The sequence below is a fragment of the Nostoc mirabile CHAB5784 genome (assembly GCF_020829645.1).
Lineage (GTDB): Bacteria > Cyanobacteriota > Cyanobacteriia > Cyanobacteriales > Nostocaceae > Nostoc > Nostoc mirabile.
Genome location: NZ_JAIVFS010000034.1, coordinates 22,842 through 37,813, shown reverse-complemented (window position 1 = coordinate 37,813; position 14,972 = coordinate 22,842). Strand labels below are relative to the sequence as shown.

Below are 14,972 nucleotides of genomic sequence, written 5' to 3'. Positions count from 1 at the left end.
CGAATTAATTTGCTGCTGTTTGGGCTTCTTGATAAACTATTTCTTGAAACTGGATCATATCTTTTTGCGGATCGGCGTGGCTAACTTTCACCAGTATCTGTTCGCCCAGCTTCACAGAACGTTTGAAAACCATTGGTAACTGCAAGCCCAAATCTTCTAACAAAATTAGAGCCAAGTTGCTGTCTTCCCGCAGCCACATTAACACTGTTACCTCCCAAGTTTCCTCTGGATGACGGCGTAAATACTCTAGAGCATAATATCTATTAGTTTGCCGTTCTACCATCGTCACCTCTTGGGTAATGCTGGTAACAGTCATCATCACTTCTTTAAGTTGATCTGCGGAAAATGGTAAAACTTCACCGCGCAAATGGGCTTTAAGTTGGAAGTGGGTAAGCAAGTCACTGTAACGACGGATGGGAGAGGTTGCTTGGGTGTAAGTATCCAAACCTAAACCAGCATGGCGCAGAGGCGTAATGCTCATTTCGCTCTTGGGCATACAACGACGCATAGCGCAAGCGCGAACAAACCCGGCGGGAAGTAACAGCAATTCCTCTTCTGGGGGTAATTCTGGTTGCGGCTGACCGCGAAAGGGCAAAGGTATGTTATGAGCTTTACCATAACGAGCCGCAACTTCACCGGCAACAATCATCATTTCTGCTACTACTTGCCGCGATGGGGAATCGTCCAAAATGTCAATATTGATCTCATCACCTTTGACTTTGATCATCGCTTCCGGCATGGTGATGCTAATTGCCCCTTGAGCATAACGCCAAGCTTTGCGCTTCTGTGCCCAAGTTGCGATCGCTGCAATTTCCGGTTCTGCCTGTACCCGTAATTGCAGCATTTCATCTACATCTTCGTAGGTGAGACGATAAGTCGGCTTAATCAAGCTGGTATGAATGCTATAATCTTCTACTACCCCACTTGTACCTAAAATAATTCCGAAACTGAGGGCGTAACAAACCCGTCCCTGGATCAGACTCATCGGCCCAGTTGCTAATACCTCTGGGAACATGGGAATCATCCCCGTAGGTAAATAGACTGTACTACCCCGCTTTCTGGCTTCCAAATCTAATTCATCTTCCGGTACTAACCATCGAGTGGGATCGGCGATATGCACCCACAGGCGTTCTTGGCCATCGGGGAGTACTTCCCAACTCAGACCATCGTCGATCTCTGTGGTAGTTTCATCATCAATGGTGTACACCTTCAGGTGAGTCAGATCAAGGCGGTTTGTATCTGAGTCAATCGGCGGGAAATCCAAACGCTGTTGCGCCACTTCTAATACCTTATTAGGAAATTGGATTGGAATTGAAGAACGACGCAGGAACAAGTTTTCATAAGGACTCCAGCAACCCAAATCCACCAACAGTTGAAAGGCCCCTTGAGGTGTTGTGGGCCGTCCCAGCATGGTCATAGTTTCTAATACTGGAGCGCTTGGCGGATAAGCGCGAGCCAAAGAGTCATAATTGACCCCTGTCCGCACGGTGTCAGCAAGCAGCGCTGCGTATTTTTCGAGTCCTTCTAAGCGCTGGCGATCATGACGCCCCCATTCTACTGCTTCACCTTTGAGCGCCTGCTCTACACGAGTTAAAAATTCCTGCTGTCCCTTAGCTTTTAGTGCCTCTACTTCCATCTGGTGCTGGCGTTCTGCCACCTGAGCAGCAGTTCGCGGCTCGTAAGCGTCTCCTTTTTGCTTGAAATAAAGTTTGTCGTCTGATAACAAGCAATGGGCGGCGTAACAAGGAGGCGCACTTGATTCAGAAAATAGCAAATTTGCCATTTGGTCAGGGGTGACTGTTTCCCCATCTTCAACCAGTAGTTCCCAAGCCACTTCTAAGCTAGATGGATCTAAATAAGGCTTGACCTGCTCCAGAAAATTGGCAATCTCTGAGGGCTTGTACGTTTGCCCGGTAACTGTATAAGTTATTTGTCTAGGCGCGAGGCTGTGGGATTGACCACGTTCGTCTACCACAAACCAGCGGGTTTTTCCGTCTGGACGTTCTACGATGCCCAGACGGCGATCGCCTTGAACCCTAAATTCAACTAGCGTCCCCTTCTCCACAACTCTCGCACTTTAATTTGGTGAACAGTTTAAATAGTTTTAAGTTAGGAGTTAGGAGTTAGGAGTTTTGATTCTTAACTCCTGTACAGACGCGATTAATCGCGTCTCTCCTGTACAGACGCGATTAATCGCGTCTCTCCTCTTTTTAGCCTTCCGCATTGATAAATGGCAACAAAGCCACAATCCGCGAACGTTTAATTGCTAATGTCAACTCTCGCTGTTGCTGAGATGTAAGCCCAGTAATCCGACGTGGCAATATCTTACCCCGCTCGGTGACAAACTTACGCAGTAAATCAACATCTTTATAATCGATTGGTTCTCCTGGCTTGATCGGAGAAAGGCGACGACGGAAATAACTCATCTCTACTTAATTTCCTTGTGAACGGTATGTTTGTTGCAGTGGGTGCAGAACTTTTTCAGTTCTAGCCGGTTAGTGGTGTTGCGGCGATTCTTGGTGCTGGTATAACGTGAAACACCAGCAGAACGCTTGTCTGAATTTGTCCGACACTCGGTACACTCTAGTGTCACAATAATGCGGGCACCTTTACTCTTAGCCATAATCTTACAAACAGTGAAGCCTGAAGAGAATTAACACAAATGACTATCTTCTCACATTCCGCCGCATATTATCAACTAATTTTTTAATTTTTATGTCGAGCGAGTAGCCACGACGCGACGAAACGATGAAAGTTCCACAATAGCGATCGTGTAAAGCCTGCCGCATCTGGGTATCAGAGAAGGCAGTCCCACAATCAATTGCTAGGGGAAGTACTAGCAGTATAGCAGTGGGATTGGCTCTAATATTGCTCAGGGCAATTGACACTAAAAGCGCACCCAAGCCGATGATCGCCTCTCGCTTCACCAGTGAGAGCAAATCTGGAACTCTGCCCACTACTTCCCCATCTTCAACTTCCAATACCTTTAAATCGAACGCCCAACGCCCTAAACTTTGCCCTTGATTGTTGTATACCACCAGCACCCGCAAAATCAGCCAAAGTATCACAAAAACGAGGATTTGCACAAATTGAATCCCGATATCGCCGCCTCCCAGTAGGGAACTGACTAACCAGACACCAAGGAAATCAAGCCCCAATGCCATACCTCGCCGCCCAATTTCAGCTTTGGGATAGTGTTTTTGGGGAAGTCGTTCGATACTCATACAACACAGGTATTTTTATTGAGGGGTTGGGAAATAATTGCTCCTGTTTTTAATATTAAGGTGACGGCTTGGGTTTGGCGTTTAGACTAGTTTTGAATGAACAGAGCATTTTTGGTAAAGTTTAGTAAATTATTAAACGTTTGTATTTAAAGAGCCTCAAAAGCTGATTTGAACAGTGGGTCAATCCTAACTACTGAGGATTTTTAGAGGGTGTAGAGGATTGCTCCTGGAGTCATATTGCTTTACATCTAGATCAATGGACAGGTGAACCGAAAGGTTCTACAATCTGACTGATTGCGGTAAATTTACCTATTGCCCAATCCACATAAGCATAGTAAAGATTTTCTAGTGATTACATTTGATTGCGGAAGCACTAAATTAATATAGGAAAGTCTTTAAGTAAGGGGCAGCAAAAAAATGGATGTAAAGCTGATTCTAGCTGGATTGACAGTTATCTTTACGCTTTCGTGCTTATTTTTTGGCACGAAAAATGGATTTTATGATTCAGATAACTATCACGGCAATGGCTCTGCACATTGAGATAAATCTGTAAACGCTTGGGCGACTTCCCGTAGGGTGAGTTTGCTAAGAGCGTTCAGAACTTGCAAAGGGAAAAGAAACAAGAGGCATCTTTGAGCTAGTAATTTGATGGCTTCTCGTTAGTCCACCTTTCTGAACCAGTGCGGGTTCAGTGGAGGCGTCCTCCCCAATCAAAAATCTGTATTCTCAGGGTGTAGGGGCGCACGATAAAACTTACCCCTAAGTCACAAAACCAAAATTTGTGTAATTTTTGGCTTTTGGGATATGTCCATGATGATGAGGTTTGAGGGGAGGAGAGCATGAGGGATAATCTATCGGCATCCTCTCGCGTAGATGCTGCGGAAGGGGGTAGTGAATTAGAATGTTTCCCCTATAGTGTCCAGCATTACGATGAGGGCGTGTGTTTATTGGTGAAGATGGGCCCACACCGCATCCTATTGGATTGTGGTTTGGAGGATATTTCATCGCTGGCGAAGGGGGTTACTAAGTCGGTACGTGGAGTTAGTTCGCCCTCACCAGCAGATTTCGTTTTGATTAGTCACGCCCACCCAGACCACGCCAGAGGCTTACTGGCACTACATAAAGCTTTTCCAAAGTTACCTATTTATGGTAGCGAAGTAACCAGCAAGTTACTGCCGTTGAATTGGCTAGACCAAGATCCTGAGAAAATTTCCGAATTTTGTCACGCCTTGCCGTTGCGATCGCCTGTGGAATTCCAAGATGGTTTGGTAGCAGAATTATTCCCCGCAGGGCATCTACCAGGGGCAGTGGCAATTCTCCTTACCTACACCACTAAGCATCGTACTTATAAGCTACTGTATACAGGAGATTTTTTCCTGTCAAACTCCCGGTTGGTAGAAGGTTTGCGTTTAGAGGAACTGCGAGGATTAGACTTGGATGTGCTAATTATTGAAGGCAGTTATGGCACATCCCGTCATCCTCACCGCCGCAACCAAGAGAATCAACTAGCAGAAAGAATTAATCGCGCGATCGCTGACCATTGTTCTGTGATCCTTCCCACTCCTGCTTTAGGATTGGGTCAAGAATTATTAATGCTCTTACGCTCTCATCACCACTTCACCGGACGAGATTTAGATATCTGGGTAGATGGTGCTGTCGCTACTGGCTGTGATGCCTACCTAGAACTGCTACCCCACCTTCCCCCATCTGTACAGAACTTCGCCCGCCATCAACCCTTATTTTGGGATGAACGGGTACGTCCCCGCGTGCGCCGTTTACAAGCAGAACATCGTCCCACTGTGGGTAAGTCACCTTGTATAGTCCTCACCGACTCAACAGATGATTTGGGTAAGCACTGCCAACTAGACACTGGGCCTTGGCTGATCCTGCTACCAGAAAAAATTGATATAAAAGTTAATAAAGAATATTTAACACCCACCACTATTGAAACTTATCTCCTGGCTCAACATAGTGATGGCCCTGGTACTACGCAGCTAATTCATAATTTGCGACCCCAGCACGTCATTTTTATTCACGGTTCTCCTGCCTACTTGGCAGACCTGACTAGCTTAGAGGAGTTGCAAAACCGCTATCATATCCATTCCCCGGCGGCTGACACTTTAGTAGAATTGCCTATTGGCGATACATTTTTACAACCGGCAGCACCAGAAACTAACTACGAAGGTGAACTGACAGAGGTGGGAACAGTAATCACAATCACCTTAGCCGATGTGATTACTACCGATCCGCGTTGGCGGCAATTTGCTGATACTGGTTTAATCGAAGCTCGTTGGCAAGGCGAAGAACTAGTATTGAGGGGATTGTCTCAACGAGAATTGCTCAACCAAAATAGCGATCGCTATACATGGACAGATGTAGACTGTTGCGGTACTTGCCGACATCAAAGGGGGCAGCGGTGTTGGAATCCAGCTTCCCCATTGTATAATTTTAAGGTAACTCTAGAAGGTTACTGTCCTGCTTTTGAAGGTTTGAATGATAGCCAATAGTCATTAATCCGGTGCCCTTTGTCATTTTTAATTAATGACTAATGACTAATGACTAATGACTAATGACTAATTATTCTGGATTCGAGTCAGTGTAACGGTTGTGGATGCGTTCGGCTTCGGGACAGTCTTCAGTCATCAAAGGTTCCACATTACCGCGTGGTACTGAAGCCAGTTTTTGGGTTACAGCACCAATGCTCTCGAGGCGAACCATTTCTTCCCAAGAACAAACTTCGTCCTCTTCTTCTGTTTCATAGCGTAGGGTCACTAAATCTCCCTCTATGTCGATGATGCGGGCGCGTTCAATCCAGCGTTGCTGGTCCCGCAAGAAAACACATACCTCGCGCCCATCGCAACAGAGTTGATAAATCTTGCGGTGTAGCATGTACTGTTTCTGCCTTTTTAAACAACGTAGTTAAACCTGTCAAAATCTGGGTTCTACCCAATTACATTACACCTTTAAGAGGTTAATTTCACCGTTCAGAACAAGTACGCTTCATCACCCAATCCCAAAACTTGCATGTAGTTGTCAAATATTGGAAAATTTTGGGTCATAAATCAATGCTTGCTTTAGCAATGAACTCAATCTCCCTCCGGCTCATTCTACTCAATGTCTGCTTCATCGAAGTCAAACAATTCCGAACCTGTCCTAACCAGGCTCATATTTGCTGGTGAGTCCTTGTTACTATTATGTAATAAAGAATACTCAAAACCAATCGTTGATTGCGGTTGTTTAACTTGCCTACTTTTAATCATTGGCATTGCTGGGAAGTCCGGGGACTTGGTTTTACTTTTACCCATGTGTATACGATCTTAACTCATTCTCTTGCTGACCTTGATGATTTTCAACAACAACACCTAAATAATTTTGAGTTTTGCAGGTTTTTGCCTGATGATAGCTAAGGAAATGGGGGGCAGAGGGGAAACATGAGAAAATTACCCTCCACTTATTTTGCAGTATCAGCAAGATTTATACGGTAGCGGAAATTCCATAAGCACGTTCGACGAGGACGCTTCTCGTTTAATTTTACCTGCCCGAACTGCATCGTATAGGGCTGCGAGGGCTGACAAATCCTCTTCCTTCCAGCATTTAGTGACTAGCACTTGATGGAGTAATCCCTCAGATTCAACACTAAGATATCCAGTTTGGAAAGCAGATTCAACGAGTGTGCGAATCATCTTGGTTAGGACAGAGTAAACAAATTGTTATGTCAAGTGTGGAACATTTCCCTGTAATCCTAATTGATATGGAACATGAATATCATGTGATTATCATTACACCTAATTAGTGATTTAGATCACATCAATGGGTCACAATATGATATTTAACCTGAGTTCGGGATAAGAAATCCTCAAAACCCTTGATTTATCATTGTTCGATCTGAAGCTCTGTTTTAATCTATTCTCAATAAGGCATATTGTTGATATTAGACTTATTTGTGAGCCTTATTGACAAAATGATTACACTTTAATCGCTTCCTTTATCACTTAGAGTTTTGCTCAATCCTTACAGAATAAGCTTTTTAGCTTCTGGCTTAACCCGAACTCAGGTTAATTTAACAATTTTAAAAGACAGGGAAATTTTTAAGCAAGTATCTTAAAAATGTAGTGAAACATAAGCAATCAAGCAAAAAACTGGCGGAAATCTTCATCCTTCTGACTTAATTGCACCCAGTCTAAGTTTAAGGACTGGAATTTTTGCACTAAGCGATCGCAAGCCGGACGTTCGGTAGCGTAATGTCCGGCATCGATTAAAATGAGATTGCGATCGCGGCTTTCTTGAAACTGATGAAACTTACAGTCAGAAGTCAGATAAGCTTGGGCACCAGTTTTGGCGACAGATGAAATGTAACTAGCCCCCGAACCACCCAAAACAGCAACTCGTGAAATTGTTTGCTGTAAATCAGCACTTGGGGAAAAAATCAAATTAGGGGGAGCAAGTCGTGTTTGAATGGCTACGAGTAATTCCTGTAATGTCATAAATGGCTCTAGCAAACCAACACGACCATATCCTAACCCTCCTTGTGTAGGTTGTATAGGAGTAACTTCTTTGAGTTCTAAAATTTGAGCTAAAACGTCAGCAGTCCCATCCTGCACTTGGTCAAAATTCGTGTGGGCAGTATAAATACCAATATTGTGGGTAAAGGATAACCGTAGCATTTCTGCGATCGCTTCACCAGTACGTAAAGATTTGGGAGGAGTAAAAATCAAGGGATGATGAGTAAATATCAGGTTAGCATTTTCTGCGATCGCTTCCTGCATTACTGCCAAAGTCGGTGTCAAACATACCAAAACCCGTGCTTTTTCCTGCAACACTCCTGGTTCAATCTGCCAGCCGCAATTATCCCAACTTTCACACCAAGCGGGATTTGCCCATGCTTCAAACCAAGTAATTAAGTCAGCAATTTTCATAACTATTTTCTTCAGCAATTTTTAATTTTAATTGCTAATCAGTGTCTCTGTGGTTGAATATTTAATTTTAATGCTAATTGCTGGCGCATTTCTTGGAAAGGTTTGTTCCAGACAGGGCTTGCATTCCAGTTCCACACTGCTACTGGGATAAGTTCTTCTTCAGCAAGACAAGTTAGCAGACGATATTCATCTTCTGGTTCACGAGAAAAAGTGAAGGGATTACGGTAGCCTGTATCACATAGTTTATAAGATGTAACCTGACCGTGATTAATCCGTTGTAAAAGTTCTTTCCCTTTGACGAGCAAATAATCCAAAAAAACCAGACTAAAAGGCTCTATGTGTGCGCGTTTTTGTGGCTCTTTTTGTACCCATCTTGCCCAGTCAAACCCATACATAAAATCGTGAACGTAACGGAAGCGAATTTCTGTTTTAATGCCGAACATTTCCGTCAGTAAAACCATTTTTTCCCCAAAAAGCTTTAAAAAAGTAACAGCACCCTCATCTGCTATGAGAGCCTGCCTTAGCATACTGCTTACCAGAAAATCAAAATCCCAGAATATGTTTTCTGGGAAGTTTTGCAACTGAGTACGGACTATGCTTTCGAGAGTTTCCTGAAAGGTTATGAGGAGTTGAATTTCGGTGTTTTCTTCAGTAATTAAATTTTCCAATTCTGCGAAACTGGTAATTAATGTTTTCTTGGGATTAAGTGATAATAGATTAATAGACTGTTGGGCAAGTATTTCATCAATAAATTGGAAAGTATGAGTTGGTGTCAGTTCTTGTTTCATAGTAATTGAAATAGCCCATACAGCTTACACTAAATATTAGCTTATATCGAAAAAATGAATTTCTTAAATAATCACAAATAAACTTTACTTTTGAATTCACAAATTGACACTAATTATTTAGTGTGGATTTGATTAATTTTCATGACAAAGCGATCGCGGCAAAATTTATTTCATGTATATTACCGCGAGTTTATGAGATTATAGCCAAAGGGTAAACGGGATAACCAGAGTATTTAAACTCTACAGGACTCCACCTTAAATAAATAAAACTTGAGAATCGGCTATCCAGAGATATGGACAACCAATTCTCTTAAATGACTGCGTTGGCGGTGTTCCCAAATATAAATTCCTTGCCAAGTTCCCAGTACTAAATGACCACAATTAATGGGGATATGTTCAGAAGTGTGGGTGAGTGCGGTACGAATGTGTGCCGGCATATCATCGGGGCCTTCTGCATCATGAATGTATTTTCCCGATTCTGGCACGAGTTTTGCCATAAAGTTAGCTAAATCCACAAGGACATCGGGATCGGCATTTTCTTGGATGACTAAACTGGCTGAAGTGTGGCGTAAAAATAGAGTACAAAGACCAGTTTCAACTCCTGATTCTGCAACTGTGGCTTCAATTTTCGCAGTGATGTTGTAAAAAGATTTACCAGTGGTGGAAATTTTTAGTAGCTTTTGGTAGTGAGTCATTTAAAACAGTAATTATTGATGACAGTAAAAGCTAATTAGCCGTTCAGTCTGCTTGATTTGGTTGTTGTTCTGCGGTTGCTTGATCGTTAGACTGAGTATGTCTTCTCCTAAAGAGACTTAACACCGCATTTACAAACTCTTTGAGGACATCGGGGATGATAGGTGTGTTAGGCAGATTGTGAGATAAAGCTGTAATGTTATCTAAGTTTGGTTCTGGCAGTTCTAAACTCTTTTTAGAAGATGTTGTATCGTCTTGGTTGGTATTCATAATTTTTGTAGTTCAGGAATGAAATAAACTGTTACTTGATGTAACAATGCAATCATAGCAATTCCAGCCGTAACACCAGTAGCATATTTCAAGGCTAGGGAAATATCGTCTACTTGCTTCTGGTTATTATTATAAGTCTCTCTGAAGTCAGCTAACATCTGTAAATTGTATTCTTGAGGCGTAAATATCAAATAATCTTCTGGAAAGTTTAGTTTTTCTTTCTTTTCCTCGTTTTCTTTCTGTTTTTCTAGATTGGGGCTGACAAAAAACTTACGTGGTAACAAAGCCCAGATTAGTAGCAGAAAGTTGATGAAAAATAATAGTATCTCTAACGCACTGAAGATACTAAATATAGTAATCAATTTCGATATTGTTAAAAAACTTAGCATTGCGCTGTTTGTGACAAATAGGATGTTCATCTGGGTGATTAAAATTTGCCGCTCTTCTTTTTGCCTTTCTAGCACTCGACGCACATCTTGAGCGGCTAATTCCAACGTTTCTTCGTCTATTGTCGGATCTTCCATTATTAATTTATATTCTTTTGAAGAGCTTTATTCGACTCGAAATAATTAATTACAGTATGAGCGATCGCTTCATTACCATCCTTAGCAATTAGTTCAGATTGCTTGGGTGATTGAGGTAATTCACGCAGAAAATCCCAACTCCCTTGAAAAAACTCAGATGGGGTGATGATTTGATGCTGGTTATAATTAGTTATGCCTTCTACTAGAAAAGTTGCTTCGGCAAAGTCATCACGCGGCATAGTAACAATAGGCACTCCTAGTATTGTGGCTTCCGAAAAAGTGCTGTAACCAGGTTTAGAAACAACTCGTCCACAAATAGGCATAAAATCGACAGGGCGGTATTTGCGGTCATCAATTTTCACTAAATTAGGTAAATCAGGAGCAGATTGATCAAAGACGATAAATTGCCAATCTGGAAATCGCCGCAGGTTATTATATGGGATTTGCTGTAAACCTAAGCCGCCAAAGGTCAACAAAATAGTTTTTTCAGTTGGTGCAGTTATTCCCCAAAGAGAACGTAAATCATCAGCAGAGTAACGGGCAGAACCGCCTGTTAAACCGACATCTGTGATATTGTTAAAAGCTTGCATCGGTTCGTGGAAGGGGAGACGAAATAAGCGATCGCACTTTGAGTACCAATCACTAATCCAATCTGCAACTGCGGTAAATTCACCTCCCCAATCTCGGTAGATAAAGTCCCAGCCAAAGTTACTCATCATCCAGCAGGGAATATTTGCAGCTTTGGCAAACCCAGGAGCGAGGAAGGGAATGTCTGCCAAAATGAGATTAACGCGATTTTGGCGGATAAAATTTACTTCTGAGGCAATGAGCGAATTTTGATGTTTCTTAATATCCAGCAACTTTTCTAAAGTCGCAACTTTATCCATTGTCAAACTATCGGTTTGCACCACACCCAAATCAAATGCACGGGGACGATAGATAAAATCGCCTTCTATGTAGCACTCTAACAACCAGCGTGGGGCAGTAGTTACCAGAATTAGCAGAACTTCTGGACATAATTTTTGAATTGTCGCAGCGACAGAAGCAATGCGGGTAGCATGACCAAAGCCGTGGTTAGTTATGGCTAAGTATAAAATTGGGCGTTCCATTTTCAAGTTAGGAGTCATTCAATTTTGGATTTTAGACTTTAGATTTTAGATTTTTACTTCAATCCAAAATCTAAAATCGGCAGAGTTAAGAGTGAAAATTATAATTAAAACTTACGCACGAGTTACGGAATAACGAACCACAGAGGCACAGAGGGCACGGAGAAATCAGAGTTTGAGAGATAATTTGCGTAAGTCCTAATAATTTTCACATTGATAACTTATAACTCCTAATTTTTAATTAGTTTTGCAAAAACTTTGAATCGCCTCAATCAATTGGTCGATTTCCGATTCTAAAGTAAAGTAATGGACGGTAACGCGTATACAGCTAGGATCGGCAATTGTCCGAGTTAATATTCTTTGTGAGTCTAAAAATTGCACTAACTTGAGATTAGCTTGGGGCTGATTATTTATGAGTTGGAATGAGACTATACCGCTTTCGGGTGGAGAAGTTCGCAGACATTTGACATCAGGTAACGCCACTAAGCGCTGCCAGAGGTAGTCACTGTTTTGGCAAATTTGCTCGTAACGTTCCTGTGAGGTTCCCCATTGCTGATGGATTGCGATCGCCTCTCGTAACCCAACATACAACGGATAAGCTAATGTAGACACTTCATATCGTCGCCCATCTGGAAGCCAATCTACAGGCTGAGATTGACTATCCACAACAATGCCATTCAAACCAATAAACGTAGGTTTCAGGCTTTCTCGTGCTTCTGGTCGGACATACAAACCACCAGCACCCGCAGGGCCACATAACCATTTGTGACCAGTGAAAGCATAAAAATCTACACCCAATTCAGTCAAGTTTAAAGGCAATAAACCAGCAGATTGGGCAGCATCTATCAGTAAAAAAGAATGATTATTCCTGCATACTTCGGCAATTTTATCAAGAGGTAAAACTTGACCAGTATTCCAGAAAACATGACTTAATATTACAAGACGGGTATTAGGGCGTAAGTGCTGGGCAATGACTTTTACAGGGTCGCCCTCATTTAAAGTTGCCTTTAGAGGACAGGTGGTAACTTCCACCGCGAATCTCCGTGCGATTTCCTGGGTTGTGGCAATTACGCCTGGATGTTCGCAGTCTGAGAGCAGTATATGGTCGCCAGCACGCCACTCGATGCCCCATAGAGCGATATTACAGCCAACAGTGACATTTTGGGTAAGAGTAATTGTTTCGCTTGGTGCATGTAACTCTGAAGCGATCGCAACTCTAGCAGCTTGAGTCTGGGGCGCTATCCAGCGATACGCCTCATTACCAAAAGGGCCTATTTGCTGAACATAAGCTTGAGTTTGGGCGATCGCATCCATTGCCCTTTGGGGCATCGGCCCTTGTCCCCCATAATTGAAATAAGTCTTATTCGCCAAAGCGGGAAATTGCTCTCGATGGCTATGCAACCTGGTTTGTGTGGCAGAAGTACTGGTCATACCAATTTTAGATTTTAGATTGTAGATTTTGGATTAGTCAAAAGTCATTAGACCTCTTGCAAAAGTCGCTAACACCCCACCCCCAACCCCTCTTGAAGAGCGGGGAACTCGGGGCCCCCTCTGGGGATTAGGGGCAGGGAGACAAAGCGACGATTGTCGGGGTGGGGTTCAAATTGTTTGATTTATGCAAGAGGTCTATTGATCGTTAGTTATTTTTTACTCATCTCCCTCATCCCCCTCATCTCCTCCATTCTCCCACTCCATTATTAGTTGTCTGAGTTACTCCCAGACTGTACTAATTCTTGTTAACTTAAAAGAATGCTAATTAATGCTGAACTCCTACTGCAATACCAACGCTGTAAACGTCGGACTTTTCTAGATATCCACGGTGACAAAAGTCAGCGTGATGCTCCCAATGAGTTGCTGCAGAAACTGCAACAGGACAAAATCGCTCATCATCTGAGTACTTTGGCAAAGGTGACTTATCACCAACCAGATTATTCTTATGGAAACTGGGAAGCGGCAGAGGCAGCAACTTTAGAATTGATGCAGCGTGGGGTTGAGTACATCTATAAGGGAGTACTGTTAGCAAATTATTTTGAGGGATACACCCTGCTAAGTCGTCCAGATTTACTCGTCAAACGGCCAGGAAAATCCTGCTTTGGAGATTGGATGTATGTTCCGGCTAGTATTGAACTGGGTAAGCGCCCTAAGCAAGAATATCAAGTTGTTGCCGCATTTCATGCCCAGGTATTGGCAGCAATACAAGACTTTGCACCAGAAACAGCTTGGCTGATATTGCGTACCAAAGATAGAAATTATCCTGTGGATTTGCTCAAATGGACACCACGGATGCAGCAGATTCTGGAGGAGTTTATTCAAGTTTTAGAGTTACCGAATCCGCCAGAAGTGTTTATTTCTCGGCAAAAATGCAATCTTTGCCATTGGTATAGTCAATGTTATGCGATCGCTCAATCTGAAAAACATCTCTCACTATTACCAGGTGTAACACCTCTTCGCTACACTCAACTCCAAGACCTAGCCATCACCACACTAGAATCTCTCGCTAACACCAGTCCCAGCACCTTAGAAAACCTGCTTGGTTTTGACAGTGAAGTAGCGCCCAAGCTGATAGTGCAAGCTCAATCCGCATTAGAAAGACGACCCTTAATTCTACCCTACCCGCTACCAACAGAAGATATTACATTTACAGCACCCATAGAGCTTTACTTTGATATTGAAGCACAGCCAGACTTGGATTTAAATTATCTCTTGGGGGTTTTGGTCGTTGATAGACTTGCCAATACAGAACAGTTTTATTCGTTTTTAGCAGATAAACCAGAAGACGAAGAATTAGTTTGGCAGCAATTTTTGGATTTGGTTTGGCAATATCCCGAAGCGCCAATTTACCATTTTTGTGTCTACGAGTTTGATACAGTCAAACGGTTAGCAAGGCTTTACAACACTCCTTCCTCCTTAGTGCGTCCTGTACTGAGTCGATTTGTGGATGTATATGAACAATTAACCCAAAGTGTAGCATTGCCTGTAGAAAGTTATGCCCTGAAAGCGATCGCTCGTTGGTTAGGATTCGAGTGGCACGAAAAAGAAGCTAGTGGTGCTAAATGTATTTACTGGTATGATCAGTGGCTAGAAACAGGCGATCGCAGCTTACTAGAAATTATTCAAAGCTACAACGAAGATGACTGTCGCGCTACCCTCACAGTGAAAAACTGGCTTGTAAAGTTTTTTCAGGATGAATATGGTTTGCGGCTAGCTTAAGTAATTTCGTATTTTTTAAAGATTTTCAATTGCTTGGAATACATATTATTTGTAGCGGCGCACAGATGTGCAACCCTGCTTGCTTCAGCGTGATATCTCAATACGGTTCGGATAAGACTTGATCCCCCCAACCCCCCTTAAAAAAGGGGGGCTCATAATGGCTTTATTTCCCCCTTTTTAAGGGGGACTAAGGGGGATCTTTAAGGACTATGCACCTTAACCGAACCGTATTGCGTGATAT

The 14,972-nt window shown here is 42.7% G+C and carries 16 protein-coding genes; 3 read left to right on the top strand and 13 right to left on the bottom strand.

From position 1 onward, the window contains the following. Nucleotides 1-4: 4 nt before the first annotated feature. From LC653_RS21410 to LC653_RS21395, 4 genes are all read right to left on the bottom strand, one after another. Nucleotides 5-2,065 (bottom strand): ribonuclease catalytic domain-containing protein, encoded by a 2,061-nt coding sequence (locus LC653_RS21410; protein ID WP_229496800.1) that lies wholly within the window; start codon nt 2,063-2,065, stop codon nt 5-7. A gap of 145 nt (nt 2,066-2,210) precedes the next feature. Continuing rightward, nucleotides 2,211-2,426, bottom strand: coding sequence for a 30S ribosomal protein S18 (gene rpsR / locus LC653_RS21405; protein WP_012411240.1), 216 nt, complete (start codon nt 2,424-2,426; stop codon nt 2,211-2,213). A 2-nt stretch (nt 2,427-2,428) separates the two neighbouring features. Beyond that, entirely contained in the window at nt 2,429-2,623 is a 195-nt protein-coding gene (gene rpmG, locus LC653_RS21400) for a 50S ribosomal protein L33 (RefSeq protein WP_094333178.1), read from the bottom strand. Between the two features lie 43 nt (nt 2,624-2,666). Then, nucleotides 2,667-3,224, bottom strand: coding sequence for an RDD family protein (locus tag LC653_RS21395; protein ID WP_229496799.1), 558 nt, complete (start codon nt 3,222-3,224; stop codon nt 2,667-2,669). Between the two features lie 417 nt (nt 3,225-3,641). On the opposite strand from LC653_RS21395, the gene LC653_RS48295 reads away from it, so the two are divergent. Then, a complete protein-coding gene (locus LC653_RS48295) occupies nt 3,642-3,764 on the top strand; it encodes a DUF8629 family protein (RefSeq protein ID WP_041565249.1) in 123 nt (40 codons plus the stop codon). Nucleotides 3,765-4,063: 299 nt separating this feature from the next. Then, nucleotides 4,064-5,731 carry an MBL fold metallo-hydrolase gene (locus LC653_RS21390; protein ID WP_229496798.1) on the top strand — a complete coding sequence of 556 codons (1,668 nt, stop codon included), beginning with the start codon at nt 4,064-4,066 and terminating at the stop codon, nt 5,729-5,731. Between the two features lie 70 nt (nt 5,732-5,801). On the opposite strand, the gene LC653_RS21385 is transcribed toward LC653_RS21390, so the two are convergent. The 9 genes from LC653_RS21385 to LC653_RS21345 form a co-directional block, all read right to left on the bottom strand. Then, nucleotides 5,802-6,113: a DUF6679 family protein gene (locus LC653_RS21385; protein ID WP_012408115.1), complete on the bottom strand. Its 312-nt coding sequence runs from the start codon at nt 6,111-6,113 to the stop codon at nt 5,802-5,804. A 575-nt stretch (nt 6,114-6,688) separates the two neighbouring features. After that, complete coding sequence (locus LC653_RS21380; protein WP_229454773.1) at nt 6,689-6,907, bottom strand: hypothetical protein; 219 nt, start codon at nt 6,905-6,907, stop codon at nt 6,689-6,691. 444 nt (nt 6,908-7,351) lie between these two features. Then, on the bottom strand, nt 7,352-8,140 hold the full coding sequence (locus LC653_RS21375) for a Nif3-like dinuclear metal center hexameric protein (RefSeq protein WP_229496797.1): 789 nt from the start codon (nt 8,138-8,140) through the stop codon (nt 7,352-7,354). Nucleotides 8,141-8,178: 38 nt separating this feature from the next. Then, nucleotides 8,179-8,928, bottom strand: a complete 750-nt coding sequence (locus LC653_RS21370) for a hypothetical protein (protein WP_229496796.1) — start codon at nt 8,926-8,928, stop codon at nt 8,179-8,181. Between the two features lie 281 nt (nt 8,929-9,209). Further along, entirely contained in the window at nt 9,210-9,623 is a 414-nt protein-coding gene (locus LC653_RS21365) for a secondary thiamine-phosphate synthase enzyme YjbQ (protein ID WP_229496795.1), read from the bottom strand. A gap of 43 nt (nt 9,624-9,666) precedes the next feature. Then, a complete protein-coding gene (locus LC653_RS21360; RefSeq protein WP_229496794.1) occupies nt 9,667-9,891 on the bottom strand; it encodes a hypothetical protein in 225 nt (74 codons plus the stop codon). Beyond that, a complete protein-coding gene (locus tag LC653_RS21355) occupies nt 9,888-10,415 on the bottom strand; it encodes a hypothetical protein (protein WP_229496793.1) in 528 nt (175 codons plus the stop codon). The genes LC653_RS21360 and LC653_RS21355 overlap by 4 nt, the downstream gene beginning before the upstream one ends. 2 nt (nt 10,416-10,417) lie before the next feature. After that, complete coding sequence (locus tag LC653_RS21350; protein ID WP_229496792.1) at nt 10,418-11,524, bottom strand: glycosyltransferase family protein; 1,107 nt, start codon at nt 11,522-11,524, stop codon at nt 10,418-10,420. Nucleotides 11,525-11,758: 234 nt separating this feature from the next. Then, entirely contained in the window at nt 11,759-12,952 is a 1,194-nt protein-coding gene (locus LC653_RS21345; RefSeq protein WP_229496791.1) for an aminotransferase class V-fold PLP-dependent enzyme, read from the bottom strand. Between the two features lie 318 nt (nt 12,953-13,270). Between LC653_RS21345 and LC653_RS21340 the strand changes: the two genes are divergently transcribed. Further along, complete coding sequence (locus LC653_RS21340) at nt 13,271-14,731, top strand: TM0106 family RecB-like putative nuclease (RefSeq protein ID WP_229496790.1); 1,461 nt, start codon at nt 13,271-13,273, stop codon at nt 14,729-14,731. Nucleotides 14,732-14,972 lie beyond the last annotated feature (241 nt).